Origin of the sequence: Sphingobium lactosutens DS20, from assembly GCF_000445105.1 — a bacterium.
In the GTDB taxonomy this organism is placed as follows: domain Bacteria; phylum Pseudomonadota; class Alphaproteobacteria; order Sphingomonadales; family Sphingomonadaceae; genus Sphingobium; species Sphingobium lactosutens.
Map to the genome: position 1 here is coordinate 1 of NZ_ATDP01000110.1, position 20,558 is coordinate 20,558.

The 20,558-nt window shown below is 64.9% G+C and carries 20 protein-coding genes and 1 tRNA gene; 12 read left to right on the forward strand and 9 right to left on the reverse strand.

The annotated features are described in order from the left end of the window. From RLDS_RS53615 to RLDS_RS53635, 5 genes are all read left to right on the forward strand, one after another. A partial coding sequence (locus tag RLDS_RS53615; RefSeq protein WP_021228731.1) for an acetyl-CoA carboxylase biotin carboxyl carrier protein occupies window positions 1–242 on the forward strand: 242 nt, incomplete at its 5' end. A gap of 14 nt (window positions 243–256) precedes the next feature. Continuing rightward, entirely contained in the window at window positions 257–1,609 is a 1,353-nt protein-coding gene (accC, locus tag RLDS_RS53620; protein ID WP_021228732.1) for an acetyl-CoA carboxylase biotin carboxylase subunit, read from the forward strand. Then, window positions 1,606–1,950: an arsenate reductase family protein gene (locus RLDS_RS53625; protein ID WP_021228733.1), complete on the forward strand. Its 345-nt coding sequence runs from the start codon at window positions 1,606–1,608 to the stop codon at window positions 1,948–1,950. Before accC ends, RLDS_RS53625 begins: the two co-directional genes overlap by 4 nt. Window positions 1,951–1,976: 26 nt before the next feature. After that, complete coding sequence (locus RLDS_RS53630; protein ID WP_021228734.1) at window positions 1,977–4,259, forward strand: FdhF/YdeP family oxidoreductase; 2,283 nt, start codon at window positions 1,977–1,979, stop codon at window positions 4,257–4,259. Between the two features lie 55 nt (window positions 4,260–4,314). Next, the gene (locus RLDS_RS53635; RefSeq protein WP_021228735.1) at window positions 4,315–5,076 is read left to right on the forward strand and encodes a ParA family protein; all 762 of its coding nucleotides are present in this window, start codon (window positions 4,315–4,317) and stop codon (window positions 5,074–5,076) included. Between the two features lie 27 nt (window positions 5,077–5,103). Here the strand turns inward: RLDS_RS53635 and RLDS_RS53640 are convergent, their stop codons facing one another. Next, window positions 5,104–6,864: a fatty acyl-AMP ligase gene (locus tag RLDS_RS53640; RefSeq protein WP_021228736.1), complete on the reverse strand. Its 1,761-nt coding sequence runs from the start codon at window positions 6,862–6,864 to the stop codon at window positions 5,104–5,106. A 149-nt stretch (window positions 6,865–7,013) separates the two neighbouring features. Between RLDS_RS53640 and RLDS_RS53645 the strand changes: the two genes are divergently transcribed. After that, the gene (locus tag RLDS_RS53645) at window positions 7,014–7,538 is read left to right on the forward strand and encodes a regulatory protein RecX (protein WP_031299269.1); all 525 of its coding nucleotides are present in this window, start codon (window positions 7,014–7,016) and stop codon (window positions 7,536–7,538) included. 261 nt (window positions 7,539–7,799) lie between these two features. Here RLDS_RS53645 and RLDS_RS53650 read toward each other — a convergent pair whose 3' ends face one another. Then, on the reverse strand, window positions 7,800–8,585 hold the full coding sequence (locus RLDS_RS53650; RefSeq protein WP_021228738.1) for a TerC family protein: 786 nt from the start codon (window positions 8,583–8,585) through the stop codon (window positions 7,800–7,802). A gap of 150 nt (window positions 8,586–8,735) precedes the next feature. Between RLDS_RS53650 and RLDS_RS53655 the strand changes: the two genes are divergently transcribed. From RLDS_RS53655 to RLDS_RS53665, 3 genes are all read left to right on the forward strand, one after another. Beyond that, complete coding sequence (locus tag RLDS_RS53655) at window positions 8,736–9,644, forward strand: tetratricopeptide repeat protein (protein WP_021228739.1); 909 nt, start codon at window positions 8,736–8,738, stop codon at window positions 9,642–9,644. A 106-nt stretch (window positions 9,645–9,750) separates the two neighbouring features. Continuing rightward, on the forward strand, window positions 9,751–10,773 hold the full coding sequence (locus RLDS_RS53660) for a class 1 fructose-bisphosphatase (protein WP_021228740.1): 1,023 nt from the start codon (window positions 9,751–9,753) through the stop codon (window positions 10,771–10,773). Window positions 10,774–11,129: 356 nt separating this feature from the next. Continuing rightward, the gene (locus tag RLDS_RS53665; protein WP_236616949.1) at window positions 11,130–13,058 is read left to right on the forward strand and encodes an acyltransferase family protein; all 1,929 of its coding nucleotides are present in this window, start codon (window positions 11,130–11,132) and stop codon (window positions 13,056–13,058) included. Here RLDS_RS53665 and RLDS_RS53670 read toward each other — a convergent pair. Then, complete coding sequence (locus RLDS_RS53670; RefSeq protein WP_021228742.1) at window positions 12,991–13,884, reverse strand: N-formylglutamate amidohydrolase; 894 nt, start codon at window positions 13,882–13,884, stop codon at window positions 12,991–12,993. The genes RLDS_RS53665 and RLDS_RS53670 overlap by 68 nt on opposite strands. Before the next feature lie 141 nt (window positions 13,885–14,025). On the opposite strand from RLDS_RS53670, the gene cpdR reads away from it, so the two are divergent. Beyond that, on the forward strand, window positions 14,026–14,403 hold the full coding sequence (gene cpdR, locus RLDS_RS53675; protein ID WP_021228743.1) for a cell cycle two-component system response regulator CpdR: 378 nt from the start codon (window positions 14,026–14,028) through the stop codon (window positions 14,401–14,403). A gap of 6 nt (window positions 14,404–14,409) precedes the next feature. Here cpdR and RLDS_RS53680 read toward each other — a convergent pair whose 3' ends face one another. Further along, the gene (locus RLDS_RS53680) at window positions 14,410–15,741 is read right to left on the reverse strand and encodes a dicarboxylate/amino acid:cation symporter (RefSeq protein ID WP_021228744.1); all 1,332 of its coding nucleotides are present in this window, start codon (window positions 15,739–15,741) and stop codon (window positions 14,410–14,412) included. Window positions 15,742–15,871: 130 nt separating this feature from the next. Here RLDS_RS53680 and RLDS_RS53685 point away from each other — a divergent pair. Beyond that, window positions 15,872–15,946 (forward strand) — tRNA-Val (locus tag RLDS_RS53685). Between the two features lie 62 nt (window positions 15,947–16,008). Here the strand turns inward: RLDS_RS53685 and RLDS_RS53690 are convergent. Next, complete coding sequence (locus RLDS_RS53690) at window positions 16,009–16,266, reverse strand: hypothetical protein (protein WP_021228745.1); 258 nt, start codon at window positions 16,264–16,266, stop codon at window positions 16,009–16,011. 140 nt (window positions 16,267–16,406) lie between these two features. Here RLDS_RS53690 and RLDS_RS53695 point away from each other — a divergent pair, with 140 nt between their 5' ends. Next, on the forward strand, window positions 16,407–17,033 hold the full coding sequence (locus RLDS_RS53695) for a 5'-methylthioadenosine/S-adenosylhomocysteine nucleosidase (protein ID WP_021228746.1): 627 nt from the start codon (window positions 16,407–16,409) through the stop codon (window positions 17,031–17,033). Window positions 17,034–17,061: 28 nt separating this feature from the next. On the opposite strand, the gene RLDS_RS53700 is transcribed toward RLDS_RS53695, so the two are convergent. The 4 genes from RLDS_RS53700 to petA all read right to left on the reverse strand — a co-directional run bounded on the left by RLDS_RS53700 (window position 17,062) and on the right by petA (window position 20,438). Beyond that, window positions 17,062–17,598, reverse strand: a complete 537-nt coding sequence (locus tag RLDS_RS53700) for an adenine phosphoribosyltransferase (RefSeq protein WP_021228747.1) — start codon at window positions 17,596–17,598, stop codon at window positions 17,062–17,064. Between the two features lie 77 nt (window positions 17,599–17,675). Then, window positions 17,676–18,524 (reverse strand): cytochrome c1, encoded by an 849-nt coding sequence (locus RLDS_RS53705; protein WP_021228748.1) that lies wholly within the window; start codon window positions 18,522–18,524, stop codon window positions 17,676–17,678. Between the two features lie 15 nt (window positions 18,525–18,539). Further along, window positions 18,540–19,859: a cytochrome b gene (locus RLDS_RS53710; RefSeq protein WP_021228749.1), complete on the reverse strand. Its 1,320-nt coding sequence runs from the start codon at window positions 19,857–19,859 to the stop codon at window positions 18,540–18,542. 12 nt (window positions 19,860–19,871) lie between these two features. Further along, on the reverse strand, window positions 19,872–20,438 hold the full coding sequence (gene petA, locus RLDS_RS53715; RefSeq protein WP_021228750.1) for a ubiquinol-cytochrome c reductase iron-sulfur subunit: 567 nt from the start codon (window positions 20,436–20,438) through the stop codon (window positions 19,872–19,874). Window positions 20,439–20,558 lie beyond the last annotated feature (120 nt).

Consider the following 20,558-nt stretch of genomic DNA (forward strand, 5'->3'; position numbering starts at 1 on the left):
TGCCGCCCGGCACGCTGGTCAAATCGCCGATCGTGGGCACCGCCTATCTGTCCGCCGAACCGGGCGCCGCGCCCTTTGCCCGCGTGGGATCGCAGGTGCAGGCCGGCGATACCGTGCTGATCGTCGAAGCGATGAAGGTCATGAACGCCATCGCCGCGCCCGTGTCCGGCACGGTCAAGACGGTGCTGGTCGATAATGGCCAGCCGGTCGAATATGACCAGCCGCTGATCGTGATCGAATAAGGCGCGCGACGATCATGGGCATTGAAAAGCTGCTGATCGCCAATCGCGGCGAGATCGCGCTCCGCATCCACCGCGCCTGCCATGAAATGGGCATCAGGACGGTCGCGGTTCATTCGACCGCCGACGCCGACGCCATGCATGTGCGCCTTGCCGACGAAGCCATCTGCATCGGCCCGCCGGCGGCCAAGGACAGCTATCTGAACGTCGCGGCGATCATTTCGGCCGCCGAAATCTCGGGCGCGGACGCGATCCATCCGGGCTATGGCTTCCTCTCCGAAAACGCCAAGTTCGCCGAGATCGTCGAGGCGCACGGCATCGCCTTTGTCGGGCCGAAGCCTGAACATATCCGCACCATGGGCGACAAGATCGAGGCGAAGCGCACCGCCGGCGCGCTCGGCCTGCCGCTCGTCCCCGGCTCCGACGGAGCGGTCAGCGATGTCGAGGAAGCCCGCGCCATTGCCGATGCTGCGGGCTATCCCGTCATCATCAAGGCGGCATCGGGCGGCGGCGGGCGCGGCATGAAGGTCTGCACCTCGCCCGACCAGCTTGAGACGCTGATGCAGCAGGCAGGCAGCGAGGCGAAGGCCGCGTTCGGCGACGCGACCGTCTATATCGAAAAATATCTCGGCAATCCGCGCCATATCGAAATCCAGGTGTTCGGCGACGGCAATGGCAACGCCATCCATCTGGGCGAACGCGACTGCTCGCTTCAGCGCCGCCACCAGAAGGTGCTCGAGGAAGCCCCCTCCCCCGTCCTGTCGTCGGCCGAGCGCGAACGCATCGGCAGCACCTGCGCGAAGGCGATGGCCGACATGGGCTATCGCGGCGCGGGCACGATCGAGTTCCTGTGGGAAAATGGCGAATTCTACTTCATCGAGATGAACACCCGGCTTCAGGTGGAGCATCCGGTGACGGAGATGATCACCGGCCTTGACCTGGTGCGCGAACAGATCCGCGTCGCGGAGGGCAAGCCGCTGTCGGTGCGCCAGGAGGACATCCGCTTTACCGGCCATGCGATCGAATGCCGTATCAACGCTGAAGACCCCAAGACATTCGCGCCCTCGCCCGGCACCGTCACCAGCTATCATGTTCCCGGCGGCATGCATGTCCGCGTCGATAGCGGCCTGTATCAGGGCTATAAGGTGCCGCCTTATTATGACTCCATGATCGGCAAGCTGATCGTCTATGGCCGCACCCGCGAAGGCGCGATCATGCGCCTGCGCCGCGCGTTGGAGGAATATGTGATCGAGGGGATGAAGACCACCATCCCGCTGCATCAGGCGCTGCTGACCGATCCCGATTTCCTCAACGGCGACTATACGATCAAGTGGCTGGAAGAATGGCTGGCGCGGGAAGACGCGGCATGAAGGCCACGATCTGGCACAATCCCAAATGCGGCACGTCGCGCAAGAGGCTCGCCATATTGGAAGAAACGCCGGGCGTCGACGTCGAGGTGATCGAGTATCTGAAAGTCCCCTATAGCCGCGACAAGCTGGCGCAGCTGATCGCGGACGCCGGCATGACGCCCGCCGACGCGATCCGCACCATGGGCACCGATGCGCAGGAACGGGGCTTGGCGGATATGGACGCCGACGCGATCCTCGATGCAATGGCGGCCAACCCTGCCTATGTAAATCGCCCCTTCGTCGAAACCGACAAGGGCGTGCGCTTCTGCCGGCCGCAGGACAAGGTGCGCGAGATACTCTAGGCGGCACGCGGGAAAGGCACGGCATCATGGCGCAGGATGGTTCGACGATCGACGATGATGCGCCGGTGCCGGGCGTCGCCCCCTATGACGGGCCGGCCGGCGGCTGGGGCGCGCTGCGCGCCGTGGCACTGGCGATCAAGGACCAGATGGGCGCCAGCGCCGACACCCGCGCCTTGCTTCAGATGAACCAGCCGGACGGTTTCGACTGTCCGGGATGCGCCTGGCCCGACCCGCGCCACACATCCTCCTTCGAATTTTGCGAAAATGGCGCGAAGGCCGTCACCTGGGAAGCGACACCCAAGCGCGTCGACCCGGACTTTTTCGCCAGCCACAGCGTATCGGACCTGTGGGACTGGAGCGATCACCAGCTGGAGGATGCCGGCCGCCTCACCCAGCCGCTGCGTTATGACGCTGCAACCGATCATTATGTCCCGATCGGCTGGGAGGAGGCGATGGCGCGGATCGGCACCGGCCTCACCGCGCTCGACCATGCCGACAGGGCAGAATTCTACTGTTCGGGCCGCGCCTCCAATGAAGCGGCCTTTCTCTATCAGCTGTTCGCCCGCGCCTTTGGCACCAACAATTTCCCCGATTGTTCGAATATGTGCCATGAGGCGACCAGCGTCGGGCTCGCCAGGTCGATCGGCCTTGGCAAGGGGTCGGTGACGCTGGAGGATTTCGACCATGCCGATGCGATCTTCTGCATCGGCCATAATCCGGGCACCAATCACCCGCGCATGCTGTCGACGCTGGCCGCGGCGGCCAGGCGCGGCGCGCCGATCATCGTCGCCAATCCGATGCGCGAACGGGGCTTGGAACGCTTCAAGTCGCCCCAGCATCCGACCGAAATGCTGACGCCCGGCGCGACGCAGCTGGCGTCGGCCTATCATCAGGTCAAGGTCGGCGGCGACCTGCCGATGTTGCAGGGGATCATGAAGGCATTGTTCGCCGCCGATGCCGCCGACCTGGCGGCCGATGGCGCGGGCCTCATCGACCGCGCCTTCATCGCCGAACATACGGTCGGCTATGAAGCCCTGCGCGCGGAAGTGGAAGCGCAGGACTGGGCCGCGCTGGAACAGGGCAGCGGCCTCACCCGCGCGGCGATGGAAAGCATGGCGCAGGTCTATGCCAAGGCCCGCAATGTCATCATCTGCTATGGCATGGGCATCACCCAGCATCGCCACGGCACGCAAAATGTGCAGCAGATCGCCAATCTGCTGCTGCTGCGCGGCAATTTCGGGCGGCCGGGCGCGGGCATCTGCCCCTTGCGCGGCCACAGCAATGTGCAGGGCGACCGCACCGTCGGTATCACCGAAGCGCCCGGCGAGGCGATGCTGGCGCGGCTGGACGCCCATTTCGGCATCACCAGCCCGCGCAAACATGGCCATAATGCCGTCGACGCGCTGGCGGCGATGGCGTCGGGCGAAGCGCGCGCGCTCATCGCGCTGGGCGGCAATCTCGCCGTCGCCATGCCTGATCCGCAAGCCTGCTTCGCCGCCTTCCGGAAGCTCGACCTCGCCGTCCATATCCTCACCAAGTTCAACCGTTCCTGCCTGCTCCCTGCGCGCGAGACCATCATCCTCCCCTGCCTTGGCCGCACCGAACTCGACATGCAGGCGACCGGCCCGCAATGGGTGACGGTGGAGGACAGCATGTCGATGGTCCACGCCTCGCGCGGGCGGCTGAAGCCGGCATCGGACGACCTGAAATCCGAACCCGCCATTATCGCCGCCATGGCGAAGGCAACGTTGCCGGGCAGCCCGATCGACTGGGATGGCCTGGCCGCCGATTATGACCGCATCCGCGACGGGATCGCGGCGGTCTATCCCGACTTCCATGATTTCAACCGGCGCGTCCGCGTGCCCGGCGGCTTTCGCCTCACCGTCGGCCCGTCGCAGCGCCACTGGCCAACGCCCGATGGCAAGGCGCATTTCCTGCCAGCGGGGGAGGCGCCCGCGTCCGAAGGCCGGCTGATGCTGGCGACCATCCGCAGCCACGACCAGTATAACACCACCATCTATGGCCTCAATGACCGCTATCGCGGCATCACCGGCCGGCGCGACATCCTGTTCATGAACGCCGCCGACATGGAGCGGCTGGGCATCGCCCATGGCGACCGCGTCGATGTGGTGGCCGCGCCCGACCGCATACTGCGCGGCCAGACCGCGATCCATCACGACATCGCCGCCGGCTCTGTCGCAGCCTATTATCCCGAAGCCAATGGCCTGCTGCCGCTCGACGCGCATGACCGGCAAAGCGGCACGCCCGCCTACAAGACCATACCTGTCGACATTCGCCCGGCAGCGTAACGATCATGGCAATTTGCGGCTTGCTTTGCCGCCGGGAGGCCCTAGCTTTCCCGCCATGGCAAAGGGCAGCACGCAAAAAACGGCATCGGCGACGATCGCGGTCTACAGCCTGAAGGGCGGGGTGGGGAAGACGACCATGTCCGTCAACCTCGCTTGGGCGTCGGCCTGCATTTCCCGGCGTCGCACCTTGCTGTGGGATCTCGACCCGCAGGCCGCGTCCAGTTGGCTCCTGTCGACCGACCAGACCAGCCGCGACGCCGCGCAGGCGATTTTCAGCAAGGATGTGGAGGTCAAAAAGCTGATCCAGCCGTCCACCGTGCCGGGGCTGGACCTGATCGCCGCCGACACCTCGCTGCGCGGCCTCGATCATCTGTTCCGCGAAATGGACAAGAAGAAGCGGCTGGCCAAGCTGATCGAAAGCCTGGGCCGCGACTATGACCGCATCATTCTCGACTGCCCGCCGGGCCTTACCGAAACCAGCGAACAGGTGCTGCGCGCCGCCGACCTCATCGTCATCCCGGTCATCCCCTCACCCCTCTCGCAGCGGGCGATGGGCGAAGTCGCGCGCTATCTCGTCCAGCGTGGCGGTGCCCATGCGCCGATCCTGCCGGTCTATTCGATGGTGGATCGCCGCCGCAGCCTGCATCGCGCCGCGCTGGAAAGCCAGACCGGCTGGCCCGCCATTCCCATGGCCAGCACGATCGAGCAGATGACCGTGCGCCGCAAGCCGCTGGGCGCCTTCGCGCCGGCGTCGCCCTCGGCGCAGGCCTTCGCGTCGCTCTGGACGCAGGTTGAACGGCAATTGAGCGGGCGCTAAGGCCCGCCCCCGCCCCGCCCGCCCCCGTCAGGCGGCGATGTCGTAGGGCCGGATTTCGCCGGTCAGATACAGGTTGCGCGCCTTCGACCGGCTGAGCTTCCCCGATGACGTGCGCGGCAGCGTGCGCGGCGGCACCAGTTCGACGACGCAGTTCATGCCGGTGATCGCCCGCACCCGCTCGCGGATCTGGTCGCGCAGGCGCGATCGTTCCTCATTGTCGGACGTGCGGCAATGGACCAGCACGGCGGGCGCTTCCTCGCCGCCCGGCGTCGTGATCGCGAAGGCGGCGATGTCGCCCTGCTTGAAGCCGGGGAGCTGCTCCACCGCCCATTCAATATCCTGCGGCCAGTGATTCTTGCCATTGATGATGATCATGTCCTTGGCGCGGCCGACGATGTAGAGATAGCCGTCCGACAAATAGCCCATGTCGCCCGTGTCGAGCCAGCCATCCGCCATGCAGGCCGCGGTCGCCGCCTCGTCGCGGAAATAGCCGACCATCAGCGAAGGGCCGGTGGTCCATACCTTGCCGATCTGCCGCTCGGCCATCAAGCCGCCATCCTCGTCGCGGATTTCCACGACCATGTCCTTGGCGGGCTTGCCGCAATTGACGATGGAGCGGAAACGCTGCGGCCGGCCTTCGGGCGCGGCGCCGCCCGACAGGTCGGTTTCCTCGACCAGTTCGACGATGATGCCCTCGCCCGGCGGCATGATGGTGACGGCCAAGGTCGCTTCGGCCAGGCCATAGCTCGGCAGGAAGGCGCTGGGGCTGAACCCCGCATCGGCAAAGGCGTCGACGAAGCTCTGCATCACGTCGGGGCGGATCATGTCCGCGCCATTGCCCGCCAGCCGCCAGCGCGACAGGTCGAACCGGTCGGCCGCCTTGGTCTGGCTCGACATGCGCCGCGCGCAAATGTCGTAGCCGAATGTCGGCGAATAGCTGATCGACGTGCCCTCGTTGCGGCTGATCAGATCCAGCCAGGCGAGCGGCCGGCGCGCGAAATCCTCGGTCTTCATGTAATCGGTCGACACCTGGTTGGCGACGACCGACAGGAAGCAGCCGACCAGCCCCATGTCATGATACCAGGGCAGCCAGCTGATGCAGCGGTCGCTCTCCTGCACCTGCATGCCATGGCTGTGCGCCGACAGGTTGCTGAGCAACGCATGATGCGTCACCGCGACGCCATGCGGGAAACGGGTCGATCCGCTCGAATATTGCAGATAGGCGATCTCTTGCGGCTGCGCCTGCGGCAAGTCGCACGGCACCGCGTCGCGCGCGATGAAATCCTCGAACGCGATGCTCTCGACCGCCTTTTGCCGGCCCGATTCCCCCGCCATTTCCTCCAGTTCCTTGGGGAACAGGAACAGCATCGGGTCGCAGCTTGTCAGCTGGACATTGAGCTGGTCGATATAGCTTTCCTTGCCGCCAAAGCTGGTCGGCAATGGCAACGGCACCGGCCAGGCACCGGCATAGACGATGCCGAAGAAAAGCATCGCGAAATCCGCCCCGGTTTCCGCCACCAACGCCACCCGGTCCTGCGGCTTGACGCCATGGGCGATCAGCCGGTGGGCGCAGGCGATGGCGTCGGCGCGCAGTTCGCTGAACGGATAGGGGCGCGCCAGATTGCCGCGCGCGTCGTGGAAATTCAGGCCCCGCTTGCCCTGCGCCGCATAGTCCAGCGCCTCGCCCAGCGTCCCGAAATCGGAGAAGCGGCGCGGCAGATCATCAGTGGTCGGCGTCGGTGCCATCATCTCTTGCGAACCCGTCATATTGGTTTCACCCAATGTCATAAAATTTGTCAAAGGGCCGCCGCTAGCAGCTTTGGCGGCCCCATGCACCGGATAGTTGCATTCCAGCCTGGCTTTCTAGCCCACAAGGCGCGGTAAAATTCCGGCCCGACTGTGGCATAAACATGGCGCATCGGCCATGCTGGCGCGATATGACCGGCAAACGCCCCCCTCCGCCGCTCGATGAGGATGCGCTGCGCGACCTCGCGCTGCGCCATGTGGCGCGCTTCGCGACCAGCCGGGGCAAGCTGCTCGCCTATCTCAACCGCAAGCTGCGCGAACGCGGCTGGGCGGGCGAACGCCCCGCCGACCCGCAGGCGCTGGTCGAACGCTTCGCCGACCTCAACTATATCGACGACGCCGCCTATGCCGTGATGAAAAGCGCGTCGCTCGTCCGGCGCGGCTATGGCGCGCGCCGCGTGGGCGAGGCGCTGCGCGCCGCCGGCATAGCGGAGGAAGACCGGGAGCAGGCCGACGCGCAGACCGCCCGCGACGCCTGGGCGGCGGCCGATCGCTTCGCCCGCCGCAAGCGCATCGGCCCCTATGCGACCGCCCCGCTCGACCCCAAACAGCGCGAAAAGGCGATCGCCGCCTTCCTGCGCGCGGGCCACGCCTATGCGCTGGCGCGCCGCTGGGTCGACGCCGCCCCCGGCGACGTGATGGAGGAGGAGGAATAGGCTTCCTCCCGGCGTTTCGACACAGGGCCGGGAACCTGCCTTGCCTCTCTCGCTCCACCCCCCTTCCAATGTAGGATTTTCTCTGATCTACCCTGGTCGATGAAGCCCTGCCCGCCCCGTCTGACCACGCCCTTGCACATGTTCGCGCCCGCGCGCGCCCCTGTCGCGTCGCTGTCGCTTCATGGTCGCCTCGCAGGCGCTTCGTGGTCGCTTGAGGCCCGACGACGGTGTGAACTTCGCTCCGCCTGCGGCCGGGCGGATTCAGGCATCGCCCTTGCGCATCTTCGCCCGCCGCGCGAAGATGTTGAGCACCTCCACCAGCGTCGAAAAGGCCATGGCGGCGTAGATATAGCCCTTGGGCACATGCACGCCAAAGCCATCGGCGATCAGCACCGCGCCGATCATCAGCAGGAAGCCGAGCGCCAGCATGACGACGGTCGGATTGCGCGCGATGAAATTGGCCAGCGGATCGGCCGCGATCAGCATCACCGTCACCGCGACGATCACGGCGATATACATGACCGCCAGATTGTCTGTCATGCCCACCGCCGTCAGGATCGAATCCAGCGAAAAGATCATGTCCAGCAGGATGATCTGCACGATGGCGCTGCCGAAACTCATCGTGACCGCGCTCTTCTTGTCCAGCACGTCGTCGCCGCCATGCGGGTCGACATTGTGGTGAATTTCCTTGGTCGCCTTCCAGATCAGGAACAGGCCGCCGGCAATCAGGATCATGTCGCGCCAGGAAAATTGCGTCTCGAATGTCGGCGCGCCATGGCTGTCGAGCGGTCCGCGCCAGCCAAGGTCGAACACCGGCGCCGTCAAACCGACGATCCACGCGATCATCGACAGCAGCACCAGCCGCATCGCCAGCGCCAGCCCGATGCCGATGCGCCGCGCCTTGGGCCGCTGCGCCTCCGGCAGCTTGTTGGTCAGGATGGAAATGAAGACCAGATTGTCGATCCCCAGCACCACCTCCATCACCACCAGCGCAATCAGTGCGGCCAGCGCGGTGGGATCGGTAAAGGCGGTGACGAGACTGTCCATGATGCTCCCCTGTTTGTCCGACCACGCCCAAGTTTCAGATCGGCAACGTATCGAAACGGCGATGGCGCTTTATCGTTCCTCTGTTGCTGCTTGATGCCGCAACGCCGACTTTATAAGGCTGGCGCATCATTGTCCGGGGGGATTTTTTCCATGCGTTTCATCTTCATGCTGGCGGGCCTTGGCGTCGCCCTCGCCCTGCCTACCCAGGCACGAGCCGAAGTCTTCGAGATGGACGGCCATTTCCCGGCCCCCTTCCGCGATGTCAGCTTGGCGCGCAGCATCGGCATCGACCGGATCGGCGGGCGGGACGGCATGGCGCTGTCGCTCGCGCTGGAGCAATTGCTCAGCCGGCGCGGCCCGGACGGCCGCCCCCATTTCGACCTTATCGCCCTGTCGCGCAACGGGCCGGACGCTGACGCCATCGTCAGCGGCATGGCGGACGCCACCATCCGCAGGAGCGACGTCAAGCGCACGGTGGAGGAATGCGCGGACAAGCAGGCCAGCATCTGCCCGAAGAAGGAAAAGGTCGACATCACCTGCACGCAGGAAGTCGTCAGCTTCTCCTCCACCCTGCGGGTCGCGCGGTCCGATGACGGCCGCATCCTCTATACCCAAACCCGGCCGCAATCCGACACGATCGTCACCTGCCCCAAGGACAAGACCCGTCGCAATCCCAAGGACAGCATCGACCGTATGGTGCGCACGGCGGCGGATCGATTCGTCGACGATATCGTGCCGCGCCATGAACGCTACCGCATCCGCCTGCGCGAAGGACGCGATGGCATGGACAAGGCAATGGGCCAGGCGTTCAAGGACAGCATCCGCCTGTCGCAGCGCGATCCCGCCGCCGCCTGCGCGCAATGGGATGGCATGAACCGCGATCGCCCCGGACATCCTTCTGTGCTGTTCAACCTTGGCCTGTGCGCGGAACGGGACGGCGATTATGCGCAGGCCGAACGCCTTTATGCGCAGGCCAGCAAGGCGCAGGAGGATATCGAGCGGGTCCGCGACCTCACCATCGGACGCGAAGACGCACAGGCGCGCGCCGCCGATCACTAAGCCGCGCGCTGGACTTGCGGGCGGTGCTGCCGTAGCGACAGCCCGTCCGCATCGACCCTGCGGATCGCGACACATTCTCTTTCACCCCTTTGCCAGAGGCGGGCCAATGACCAGAACCACCCTCACGCGTTTTCTGATCGAACAACAGCGCAACGCCAACGCGCTGCCCGCCGAATTGCGGCTGCTCATCGAAACGGTCGCCCGCGCCTGCAAGACGATCAGCCACGCCGTCAGCAAGGGCGCGCTTGGTGAAGTCCTGGGCAGCCTGGACAGCGAAAATGTGCAGGGCGAAGTGCAGAAGAAGCTGGACGTCATCGCCAATGAATTGCTGCTCGACGCCAATGAATGGGGCGGGCATCTGGCCGCCATGGCGTCAGAGGAGATGGAAACCATCTACCCCATCCCCAACCGCTATCCCAAGGGCGAATATCTGATGCTGTTCGACCCCATTGACGGGTCGAGCAATATCGACGTCGACCTGTCGGTCGGCACGATCTTTTCCGTGCTCAAGGCGCCCGAAGCCTGCGCCGGGCGCGATGTGACGGAAGAGGATTTCCTCCAGACCGGCCGGCATCAGGTCGCCGCCGGCTACGCCATCTACGGCCCGCAGACCCTGCTGGTGCTCAGCGTCGGCACCGGCGTCTATGAATTCACGCTGGACCGGGAAGTGGGCAGCTGGGTCATGACCGACCCGGACATGAAAATGCCGCAGGGCAAATGTGAATTCGCGATCAACATGTCCAACCGCCGCCAATGGTCGCCGGGCGTCGAACGCTATATCGAAGAACGGGTAATGGGGGCCAAGGGCCCGTGCGGCAAAGATTACAACATGCGCTGGACCGCCTCCATGGTGGCGGACGTGCATCGCATCCTCAAGCGCGGCGGCATCTTCATGTATCCCTATGACCATCGCACGCCCGGCAAGGCCAAGCTGCGCCTGATGTATGAGGCCAATCCCATGGCCTATCTGATCGAACAGGCGGGCGGCGCCGCCAGCGACGGCTTCATGCCGATCATGGACGTCGCGGCGCAGGGGCTGCACCAGCGCGTGGGCGTGGTGCTGGGCGACACGGCCGAGGTCGAGGCCGTGGTCGCTTATGGCCGCGAAGCCGAAGCCCTGGTGAACTGAAGGAGTGAGCTCAAAAATGATGGGGGAGAGCGCTGGATCAAAAGCGCTCGATCCCCCAGCCATGCCGCGCCTGCCGGTCTTACCGGCGGCTCCTCTCCAGAAACTGTTTTAGTGACGCGGCATGAGCAGGAGTCGCTTACTCCAGCCCGATGACAAAAAAAAGGCTGATCCGAAGATCAGCCGATAAGTTTTTAGGAGAGGATGCCTGAAAGGCACAGTCCTTGTGACCGGTCGGCGGATCTTTCGCAACTGCGAAGAGCGAAAGCCCGATTGCAAAGGATGCAATGACCGCCCCGGCCGAAAGCAATTGGCAGGGCTTTTGGGCTAAAGGGACGCCGATGCACGGACCAGTTCCCATGGCGGCGACAGACCATTCCCAGCGCTACCGGCGCGACATTGACGGCCTGCGTGCGCTCGCCATCCTGCCCGTCCTGCTGTTCCACGCCCATGTGCCCGGCTTTTCCGGCGGCTATGTCGGGGTCGACATCTTCTTCGTCATTTCGGGCTATCTCATCACCGGCATCCTTGCCCGCGACATTGATCGTGATCAATTTTCGCTGATCCGTTTCTATGAGCGCCGCTTCCGCCGGATCATCCCCGCGCTGGCGCTGATGATCCTCGCCACCCTCGCCATCGCCGCCTGGCTCTGTTTCCCCGGCGATCTGGAGGGGGTGCCCCGCTCGGCGCTGGCCGCGACGCTCTTCGCCTCCAATCTCTGGTTCTTCACAGACACCGGCTATTTTGCGGGCGGCGCGGACGTGAAGCCGCTGCTCCACACCTGGTCGCTTGCGGTGGAGGAACAATATTATATCGGCTTTCCGCTGCTCCTGATGCTGCTTGCCCGCTATGCGCCGCGCTGGCGCACCGCCGCGCTGGCGACGCTTGCCGCCCTGTCGCTGGCGCTCGCCATCCTGATGCAGCGGGACACCAGCGGCTTCACCTTCTATCTGCTGCCGACCCGCGCCTGGGAATTATTCGCCGGGGCGTTGCTGGCGATCGGCGCGGTCCCGGCGATTCGTCGCCGCGTGGTGGCCGAATTGCTCGCCTGCGCCGGCCTGCTGGCGATCGCCCTGCCGGTCGCCCTCTATGATCGCGCCACCATCTTTCCCGGCCTTGCCGCCCTCCCGCCCGTGCTCGGAGCCGCGGCCCTGCTCCATGCCGCGCCCGGCACCAGCGTCGGACGGCTGCTCGGCCGACCGCTCCTCGTCGGCATCGGCCTTCTCTCCTACTCGCTCTATCTCTGGCACTGGCCGCTGATCGTCTTTGCCGAATATGCGACCGACGCGCCGCTGGCGCGAGGCCTGCGATGGGGCGTAATTGCCGCCGCCCTGGCCATTGCCTATCTATCCTGGCGCTATGTCGAGCGGCCGTTTCGCGATCGATCGCGCGTGTCGGGCAAGGGGATATTCCGCTTCACCGCCGCCGCCATGCTCCTGCTGTGTTTGGCTTCGGGCGGACTGATGGCGATGGGCGGATGGCCGTCCCGCTTCTCCGCGCCGGTGCTGGCGCAAATCGGTGGACGAAATGATTTCAGCCCGACGCGCAAACAATGCCATGACACCTATATGCGTGGCGCGCGTCCCTGCATCTTGGGCGCGCAGGTCGCTCCAGATGCGATGCTCTGGGGCGACAGTCATGGCGTGGAACTGGCCTACGCTCTGTCGTTGAAGGCGAAGGCACAGGGCCGCGCCCTGGTTCAGCGCACCACCTCCAGCTGCCCGCCGGTCCTGGGCTATGATGCCAGGGACCCGCGCTGCGCCGCCGCCAACCGCGCCGCCTTAGCCGCGTTGCGCGCCGATCCGGCAATTCGCCGCGTCTATCTGGCCGCCTTCTGGGCCAATGGCGATTTCGACGCACCGGGCTTCGTCGCCAAGCTCGACCGGACCATCGCCGCGATCCGGCGCGAAGGGCGGCAGGTCGTGCTGATCGGCCCGGTCCCGCCCCAGCCTTTCGACGTTCCCCGCCACCTCGCTCATCTCGCGCGCGCCGGGCGGCTGGACGAGGCGCGCGGGGTCAGCCTTGCCTGGGTGGAGGCGCGCACGCCGCATCTGCGCGCCCTGTTCGATCGCTGGCGGCGGCGCGGCGTATCGCTCATCAGCCCACTGGCTGCGCTATGCGCATCAGGCCCCTGCGCCATAGAGGCGGACGGCAAGCCGCTCTATTTCGATTCGCACCATTTGAGCGTCGCCGGCGCGCTGCGCGTGATCCGCGACGGCGCTATTCAGCCGCCATCGCATAGCCCGCGCGCGGCAGCTCCACCGCCAGCGCCTCAGCGAGGTCCGTGATCAGCGCCTGCATCCGCGCCACGCCGGGACCCGGCTGGTCCAGCGCGCCATCGAGATAGAGTTGCCGGTCGATTTCCACCTGCAAGGCATGCAGCCCCCGGTCGGGTCGTCCATGCCGTTCCAGCAGATAGTCGCCGGCATAGGGGGAATTTTGCGCCACCCCTACCCCATGACTATGCGCGATGTCGGCGGCGAGCGCGATCAGCTGGCTCGACGCGCTGCGGCCGAAACGGTCCCCCAGCACGATGCCCGGCGGCGTCTGCCCTGCGCCCGGCGGCGGCAGTGGCGGCATGGAATGAAGGTCGATCAGGATGGCATGGCCATGCGCATCCCGGGTCGCCGTCATCAAACGCGCAAGCGCGGCATGATAGGGCCGATGGACAGTCTCGATCCGCCGCAGCGCCTCCGCCCACGGCATGGGGCGCAGCCACAGGTCGCTGGCGCCGGGCATCCGCCGGGGAAAGAGACCCAGGCCGCCGCGCAGTTTGGCGCTGCTATGCCAGGCCGCATCGTGCGGCGGGTCAGCGATCATCGCCGGGTCGACCTCCCGCTCATGCCGGTTGAGATCGATCAACGCACGCGGCGCGCGGGCCACCAGCACGGTAAAGCCCCGCGCGATCAGCGGGCGGGCGAGCAGGTCCACCCAGCGGTCTTCCAATCGCCGCAGCATGGCCGGGCGCACGCGGGCGGTGGCCATCAGGGCGTCGGGATAACCGCGACCCGCATGAGGTACGGAAAGGATGACGGGACGATCTGGCAGGTCCGGACCGAAACGGTCGAAGGCGGTGTTACGCACGGGCGGAACTGGCAGCACGTCTTCGTTCAAGGCGGCTCCTTTCACCCGATCCGCGAAATTGGTTACCCGGCTGGATAATATTTACACCTTGTCGCATATAAGCGGGCTTCGCGCCACCCTGTCGGTGGCGTGCACGCCGGCGTTGCGCCGGACGGACCGAAGTTGGGGGCAATGATTCGCATTCTACTGGCCGAAGATGATGAGAGCATGCGCGTCTATCTTGCCCGTGCTCTGGAACGATCGGGATATGAGGTCATCGCGGTGGCGACCGGCACGCAGGCCGTGCCCTATATCGATTCCGACCGGTTCGATCTGCTGCTGACGGATATCGTCATGCCCGAAATGGACGGCATCGAACTGGCACAACATGCAGCACAGGTCGCGCCCGACATGCGAATCATGTTCATCACCGGCTTTGCCGCCGTGACGCTCAAGGCCGGCAAGGCGGTGCCCCAGGCCAAGGTGCTGTCCAAGCCGTTCCACCTGCGCGACCTGGTGCTGGAGGTTGAGCGCATGTTCGGCAGCGAAAGCCTTTCGGGCCTGAGCTGACCCGCATCAATCGGGCACGACTTCCTGCATGTCGGGCGTCAAGTCGAGCGGGATGCCGGCCATCGCTGCGGCGAAGCGCTCGCGATCCAGCCCCTTTTCCCATACCGATACCACGACCGTCGCCACCGCATTGCCCACGAAATTGGTGAGGCTGCGGCACTCGCTCATGAACCGGTCGACGCCCAGAATCAGGGTCATGCCCGCAACCGGCACGGACGGCACGATCGACAGCGTCGCGGCGAGCGTGATGAAGCCCGCACCCGTCACCCCGGCCGCGCCCTTGGACGAAATCATCGCGACCAGCAGCAGCAAGATCTGCTCCTCCAGGCTGATATGCACATTGCAGGCCTGGGCGATGAACAGGGCGGCCAGCGTCATGTAGATATTGGTGCCATCCAGGTTGAAGCTGTAGCCGGTCGGCACCACCAGTCCCACGACCGACTTGCGACATCCCGCCCGCTCCATCTTCTCGATCAGGCTGGGCAGCGCCGCTTCGGACGAGGATGTACCGAGCACCAGCAGCAATTCCGCCTTCAGATAGCGGATCAGGTGCAGGATATTGAACCCCACCGCCCAGCACACCGCACCCAGCACCACCAGCACGAACAGCAGGGACGTCAGATAGAATGTCGCGACCAGCCCCGCGAGATTGGCGAGCGTGCCTACGCCATATTCGCCGATGGTGAAGGCCATTGCCCCGAACGCGCCGATCGGCGCGGCCTTCATCAGAAAGCCCACCAGCTTGAACACGGCATGGCTCGCCGATTCCAGCACCGCCATCAGCGGCGCGGCCTTGTCGCCGATCATGGTGAGCGCAATGCCGAACAGGATGGCGACGAACAGCACTTGCAAGATGTTGCCGTCCGCCACGGCCGACACCATGGTCGCCGGGATGATGCTCATCAGGAAGCCGGTCAGCGTGCGCTCATGCGCCTGATGCGCATAGTCGGCTACCTTCCCGGCATCGAGCGTGGCCGGATCGATGTTCAACCCCGCGCCCGGTTGCACGACATTGGCGACGATCAGCCCGACGATCAGCGCCAGCGTCGAAAAGGTCAGGAAATAGCCGAATGCCTTTGCCGCGACCCGGCCGATCGCGCCCAGTTCCTTCATGCCGGCAATGCCCGTGACGATAGTCAGGAAAATGACCGGCGCGATGATCATCTTCACCAGCTTGATGAAGGCTTCGCCCAGCGGCTTGAGCTGGACGCCGGCATCGGGAAAGAAATGGCCGATTGCCACGCCCAGCGCGATCGCGACCAGAACCTGAACATAGAGCTGGCGATAGAATGGCAGACGCGGCGCCGTCTGGATCGGCGAAGATGGCGATGGCATCATGATGAAGTGGCGTCCCCCTGTTTGCCTTGCAGCATATGGGACCCCCCTTCCCTGTCCAGAAGAATGTGTCCAGGCGAGAAATAACCGCTTGCGCGGGCGCACGCCCCCGGCTATTGGCCCCCTCCACGGCGGGCGTGTAGCTCAGTGGTAGAGCACTGTGTTGACATCGCAGGGGTCGCAAGTTCAATCCTTGCCACGCCCACCATGAAAAGCCTCGCGGCCATCGGTCGCGGGGCTTTTTTTATTCGGTCGCTCAGGAGATTGCCGTCAGGGCACCTGCTTCTTCATGGCGTCCAGCATGAAACGCCAGACATTGGCGGCATCCTGCGCATAGGCGCGCTCGTCGCTGTCGGGGCTGATGTAGCGGGTGATGCCGGCCCCGGCTTCCTTCATATAATCGCTGGGTTCATGGATGGCGTCCAGCACTGCGCGAACCTGGGGCAGGCAGGCCTGCCAATCGGCGTCTTCCTGCGACTGGCCCAGCGTCTGGCACAAGGCGCGGGCGGCGCGTTCGATCGGCGTCATGTCTGGCTCCTGCTGGCGGTGCGATTTGTCGCATCTGACGCAGCGGACCGGGGCAAGGCAAGCGAAAAGCCGCGCATTGGCGCTTCGCCTGGCCATCCGCCTCGCCTAAGGGCACAGTGCAGCAGACGAAGGGGATGGTCATGATGGAAGGCGAGACAATCGCGGGCAGGCGCGTCCTGTTCGTCATGGCGGTGGACGCAGAATATGGCCCACATTTGCGCGCCCGGTTCACGCCGCTGCTGACCGGCGTCGGCCCTGTCGAAGCGGGCATCGCGATGGGCGCTGCGCTCCAGGCCCTGGCGGCGCGCGACACCCTGCCCGACCTTGTCGTGTCGCTGGGGTCGGCCGGCTCACGCCGCTGCCCGCTGGGTGAGATTTTCCAGATCGCCAGCGTATCCTGGCGCGACATGGATGCCACCCGCCTTGGCTTTCCCAAAGGCGTGACGCCGATGACCGATCATCCGGTGGATATCCCGCTGACAACCCCGTTGCCGCTGCCGCTGGCGCGCCTGTCGACCGGCGCCAATGTCGTGGGCGGCGAGGAGTATGCCGGCATCGACGCCGACATGGTCGACATGGAAAGCTTTGCGGTCGCCCGGGCCTGCGCACGCTATGACGTTCCGCTGATGGGCCTGCGCGGTGTCTCGGACGGTCCGGGCGAGTTGGACCATATCAACAGCTGGATGGAGTTGCTGGGCCTGATCGATGAACGGTTGGCGCAGGCGGTGGATTTATTGCCCGAAGCGCTGGCGAGCCTGGACGGCTGATCCGGGAAGGGGCAAGCGCTGGCGCGCCCTAGTCACCGTCAAAGGCGATCAACGCCTGCGTGGCAACGCCATCCTCCTCCAGCAGCGCCTTGCCGCCCAGGTCGGGCAGATCGACGGCGAACAGCGCCATCAGCACGCTGGCGCCCTGCTCGCGCAGAAGCTGCGCTGCGGCGAGCGCGGTTCCGCCGGTCGCGATAAGATCATCGACCAGCACGACCCGCGCGCCGGCGGGCACCTGGCCCTCATGCAGTTCCAGCCGGTCGCTGCCATATTCCAGCACATAGTCGATGCCGACGGTCTTGCCGGGCAGCTTTCCCGCCTTGCGTACCGGCACGAAGCCCTTGCCCAAGGCAGCAGCGAGCGCCGCTCCCAGGATGAAACCCCGCGCTTCGATCCCGACGATCAGGTCAGGGTCGAGCGGCCGGGCGACAGCGACCAGCCGCTCCACCAGTTCGCCAAAGCCCGGGCCATCCGCCAGCAGCGTCGTGACGTCACGAAACTGGATACCCGGCTTGGGAAAATTCGGAATGGTGCGGATCAGGGCGGTCAGGCTGTCGATGCTCATGAAGCCTCCATAGGCAAAGGGCGCGGTCCCCTCAAGGAACCGCGCCCCGCTTGTGTTCGTGCGCTGGCAAGAGGGCGTCAGGCCGCCTTTTTCTTGTCCGCCCAGATATTCTGATAGGCCATATAGGCAAGGCCGGTGGCGATCAGCAGGAAGACGATCGTCGCAAGGCCGGCGCGACGGCGATTTTCAAGCTTTGGTTCCGCCGTCCAGGTCAGGAAGGCGGCCACGTCCTTCGCCATCTGGTCGACGGTCGGCTTGGTGCCGTCGCCATAGCTCACCTGGCCCTCAGCCGTCAGAGGCGGCGCCATGGCGAGATTCAGGTTGGCGAAATAGGGATTGTAGTGCAGCCCCTCCGGCGTCTTGGCATCCGGGAACTCCCTGAGCAGTTCGGCAGGCTGCGGCTGATAGCCGGTGATCAGCGAATAGACATAGGCGCTGCCATGATGGCGAGCCTTTGTCATCAGCGACAGGTCAGGCGGGATCGCATTGTTGTTCGCCGCCGCCGCCGCGACATTGTTGGCGAAGGGCTTGGGGAAGTGATCGGCGGGCACCGGATCGCGGGTCGACATCTCCCCGGTCTTGGGATCGACATCGGGCGTCTTGATCGCCCACTGCTTGGCGATCGCCTTCACCTCGGCCTCATTATAGCCAAGCGCTTCCAGATCGCGGAACGCCACGAACTTCAGGCTGTGGCAGGCCGAGCAGACTTCCTTGAACACCTGAAAGCCGCGTTGCAGCTGCTGGCGATCATAACGGCCAAAGGGTCCATCGAACGAGAAGGACACATGCTTGGGCGCCTTGTGGAATTCATGCTCCACCGTTGGCTGGGGCGGGTCCGACACATAGGCGACCGCGCCAAAGAGGAAGGAGATCAGCAGCCAGCCCGCGAAAAAGAGGCCGACGAGGAATGCGCCGATGCGAACCATGATATCCTATCCCCCTTAACCGGCGTTCGAAGGCTGCGGATCGGCGCCCATGCCGGGCAGCGCATCCTCTTCGCCTTTTATGTTGTGGCGATTGAGCACCGATTCCGTGATCGATCCGGGCAGCGGCAGCGGCTTTTCGAAGCGCGCGATCAGCGGCAGCACGATCAGGAAATGCGCAAAATAATAGGCCGCCGCGACCTGGCTGATCATGACATAGGGCTCTTCCGCTGGCGCACCGCCGCAATAGCCCAGGATCAGCACGTCGATGACCAGGATCCAGAAGAACTTCTTGAACGTCGGGCGATAATTGCCCGAGCGCACCGGCGAATTGTCGAGCCAGGGCAGGAAGAAGAGCAGCAGGATCGATGCGAACATCGCCAGCACGCCCAGCAGCTTCGCTGGCACGAAGAAGAAGTCGACAGTGAAGGCGCGTAGGATGGCGTAGAAGGGCCAGAAATACCATTCCGGCACGATATGCGCGGGCGTTGAGAGTGGGTTCGCCTCGATATAATTGTCCGGATGGCCCAGATAATTGGGCGCGTAGAACAGCATGATCGAGAAGAGGATCAGGAACACGCCAGCCCCGAACCCGTCCTTCGCCGTGTAGTAAGGATGGAAGGGCACGGTATCCTGCGGCCCCTTCACCTCAACGCCTGTCGGGTTGTTGGATCCGGGAATATGCAGCGCCCAGATGTGCAGGATGATGACCCCTGCGATCACGAAGGGCAGCAGGAAGTGCAGCGAGAAGAAGCGGTTGAGCGACGCGTTGCCCGGCGCGAAACCGCCCAGCAGCCAGGTCTGGATCGGTTCGCCCACGACCGGGATCGCGCCGAACAGGCCGGTGATGACCTTCGCGCCCCAATAGCTCATCTGCCCCCAGGGCAGCACATAGCCCATGAAGGCGGTCGCCATCATGAGGAGGAAGATGACAAGGCCCAGCAGCCACACCATCTCGCGCGGCGCCTTGTAGGAGCCGTAGAAGAGGCCACGGAAGATGTGGAGATAGACGACGATGAAAAAGAAGCTGGCGCCATTGGCGTGCGCGTAGCGCATCAGCCAGCCCGAATTGACGTCGCGCATCGTCTGTTCGACGGTGGCGAAGGCGACCAGGTCATTGGCGCCATAATGCATCGCCATGATGACGCCAGTGACGATCTGGATCACCAGCGCCAGGCCGGCCAGAACGCCGAAATTCCAGAAATAGTTGAGGTTGCGCGGCACCGGATAGCCAGCGCCCACCGCATTGTAGACGAGGCGCGGCAGTGGCAGCTTCTCGTCCATCCACTGCATCACGGGATGCTTGGGAGTATAATGTTCAGCCCATGGAAAGCTCATGACGGTCCCCCCTCAACCCACAAGAATGGCAGTGTCGGAAGTGAACTTGAATTCAGGCACTTCCAGATTCTTGGGGGCAGGCCCCTTACGGATACGGGCGGCGGTATCGTAGGATGACCCGTGGCAGGGGCAGAAATAGCCGCCATATTCGCCGCGATTTTCCCCCTCGCCCGCGCCCAGCGGCACGCAGCCCAAATGGGTGCACACGCCCATCGTGATGAGCCACTGTTTCTTGCCGTCGACGGTGCGTTCTTCCAGCGTCTGCGGATCGCGCAGCGTGGCGACGTCCACCTTGTCAGCCTCGGCAATTTCCTTGGGTGTCAGGTGCCGCACGAACAGCGGCTGCGACCGGAATGTCGTCTTGATCGCCTGCCCCGGCTGGATCGCCGACAGGTCGACTTCGGTCGACGCCAGCGCCAGCACGTCGGCGCTGGGGTTCATCTGGTCGATGAGCGGCACGACCACGGCCACCGCGCCCATCCCGGCGAAACTCACCGCGGCGATATTGATGAAATCGCGGCGGCGCACCTCTTCTCCGCCGGATAGAGTTTGCCCGTCAGAATGATCAACGCTCGCCATGCACCTCTACCCTTGCAAGACTTCCCTGTCACACCGCATGCCGTTACCGACGCTGATTATCAAGGGATTTGGGTTGTCAGCCGTGGCTGCCCCCACCTTCCCCCCGGTGTGGTTCGCGGG

Coding starts and splice junctions, on each gene's coding strand:
- RLDS_RS53710 (WP_021228749.1), bottom strand. CDS start 19,859: ATGAGCTTTCCATGGGCTGAACATTATACTCCCAAGCATCCCGTGATG.
- cpdR (WP_021228743.1), top strand. CDS start 14,026: ATGATTCGCATTCTACTGGCCGAAGATGATGAGAGCATGCGCGTCTAT.
- RLDS_RS53625 (WP_021228733.1), top strand. CDS start 1,606: ATGAAGGCCACGATCTGGCACAATCCCAAATGCGGCACGTCGCGCAAG.
- RLDS_RS53705 (WP_021228748.1), bottom strand. CDS start 18,524: ATGGTTCGCATCGGCGCATTCCTCGTCGGCCTCTTTTTCGCGGGCTGG.
- RLDS_RS53700 (WP_021228747.1), bottom strand. CDS start 17,598: ATGAGCATCGACAGCCTGACCGCCCTGATCCGCACCATTCCGAATTTT.
- RLDS_RS53655 (WP_021228739.1), top strand. CDS start 8,736: ATGCGTTTCATCTTCATGCTGGCGGGCCTTGGCGTCGCCCTCGCCCTG.
- RLDS_RS53635 (WP_021228735.1), top strand. CDS start 4,315: ATGGCAAAGGGCAGCACGCAAAAAACGGCATCGGCGACGATCGCGGTC.
- RLDS_RS53695 (WP_021228746.1), top strand. CDS start 16,407: ATGATGGAAGGCGAGACAATCGCGGGCAGGCGCGTCCTGTTCGTCATG.
- RLDS_RS53665 (WP_236616949.1), top strand. CDS start 11,130: ATGGCGGCGACAGACCATTCCCAGCGCTACCGGCGCGACATTGACGGC.
- RLDS_RS53680 (WP_021228744.1), bottom strand. CDS start 15,741: ATGATGCCATCGCCATCTTCGCCGATCCAGACGGCGCCGCGTCTGCCA.
- RLDS_RS53660 (WP_021228740.1), top strand. CDS start 9,751: ATGACCAGAACCACCCTCACGCGTTTTCTGATCGAACAACAGCGCAAC.
- RLDS_RS53630 (WP_021228734.1), top strand. CDS start 1,977: ATGGCGCAGGATGGTTCGACGATCGACGATGATGCGCCGGTGCCGGGC.
- RLDS_RS53645 (WP_031299269.1), top strand. CDS start 7,014: ATGACCGGCAAACGCCCCCCTCCGCCGCTCGATGAGGATGCGCTGCGC.
- petA (WP_021228750.1), bottom strand. CDS start 20,438: ATGGCGAGCGTTGATCATTCTGACGGGCAAACTCTATCCGGCGGAGAA.
- RLDS_RS53650 (WP_021228738.1), bottom strand. CDS start 8,585: ATGGACAGTCTCGTCACCGCCTTTACCGATCCCACCGCGCTGGCCGCA.
- accC (WP_021228732.1), top strand. CDS start 257: ATGGGCATTGAAAAGCTGCTGATCGCCAATCGCGGCGAGATCGCGCTC.
- RLDS_RS53640 (WP_021228736.1), bottom strand. CDS start 6,864: ATGACATTGGGTGAAACCAATATGACGGGTTCGCAAGAGATGATGGCA.
- RLDS_RS53690 (WP_021228745.1), bottom strand. CDS start 16,266: ATGACGCCGATCGAACGCGCCGCCCGCGCCTTGTGCCAGACGCTGGGC.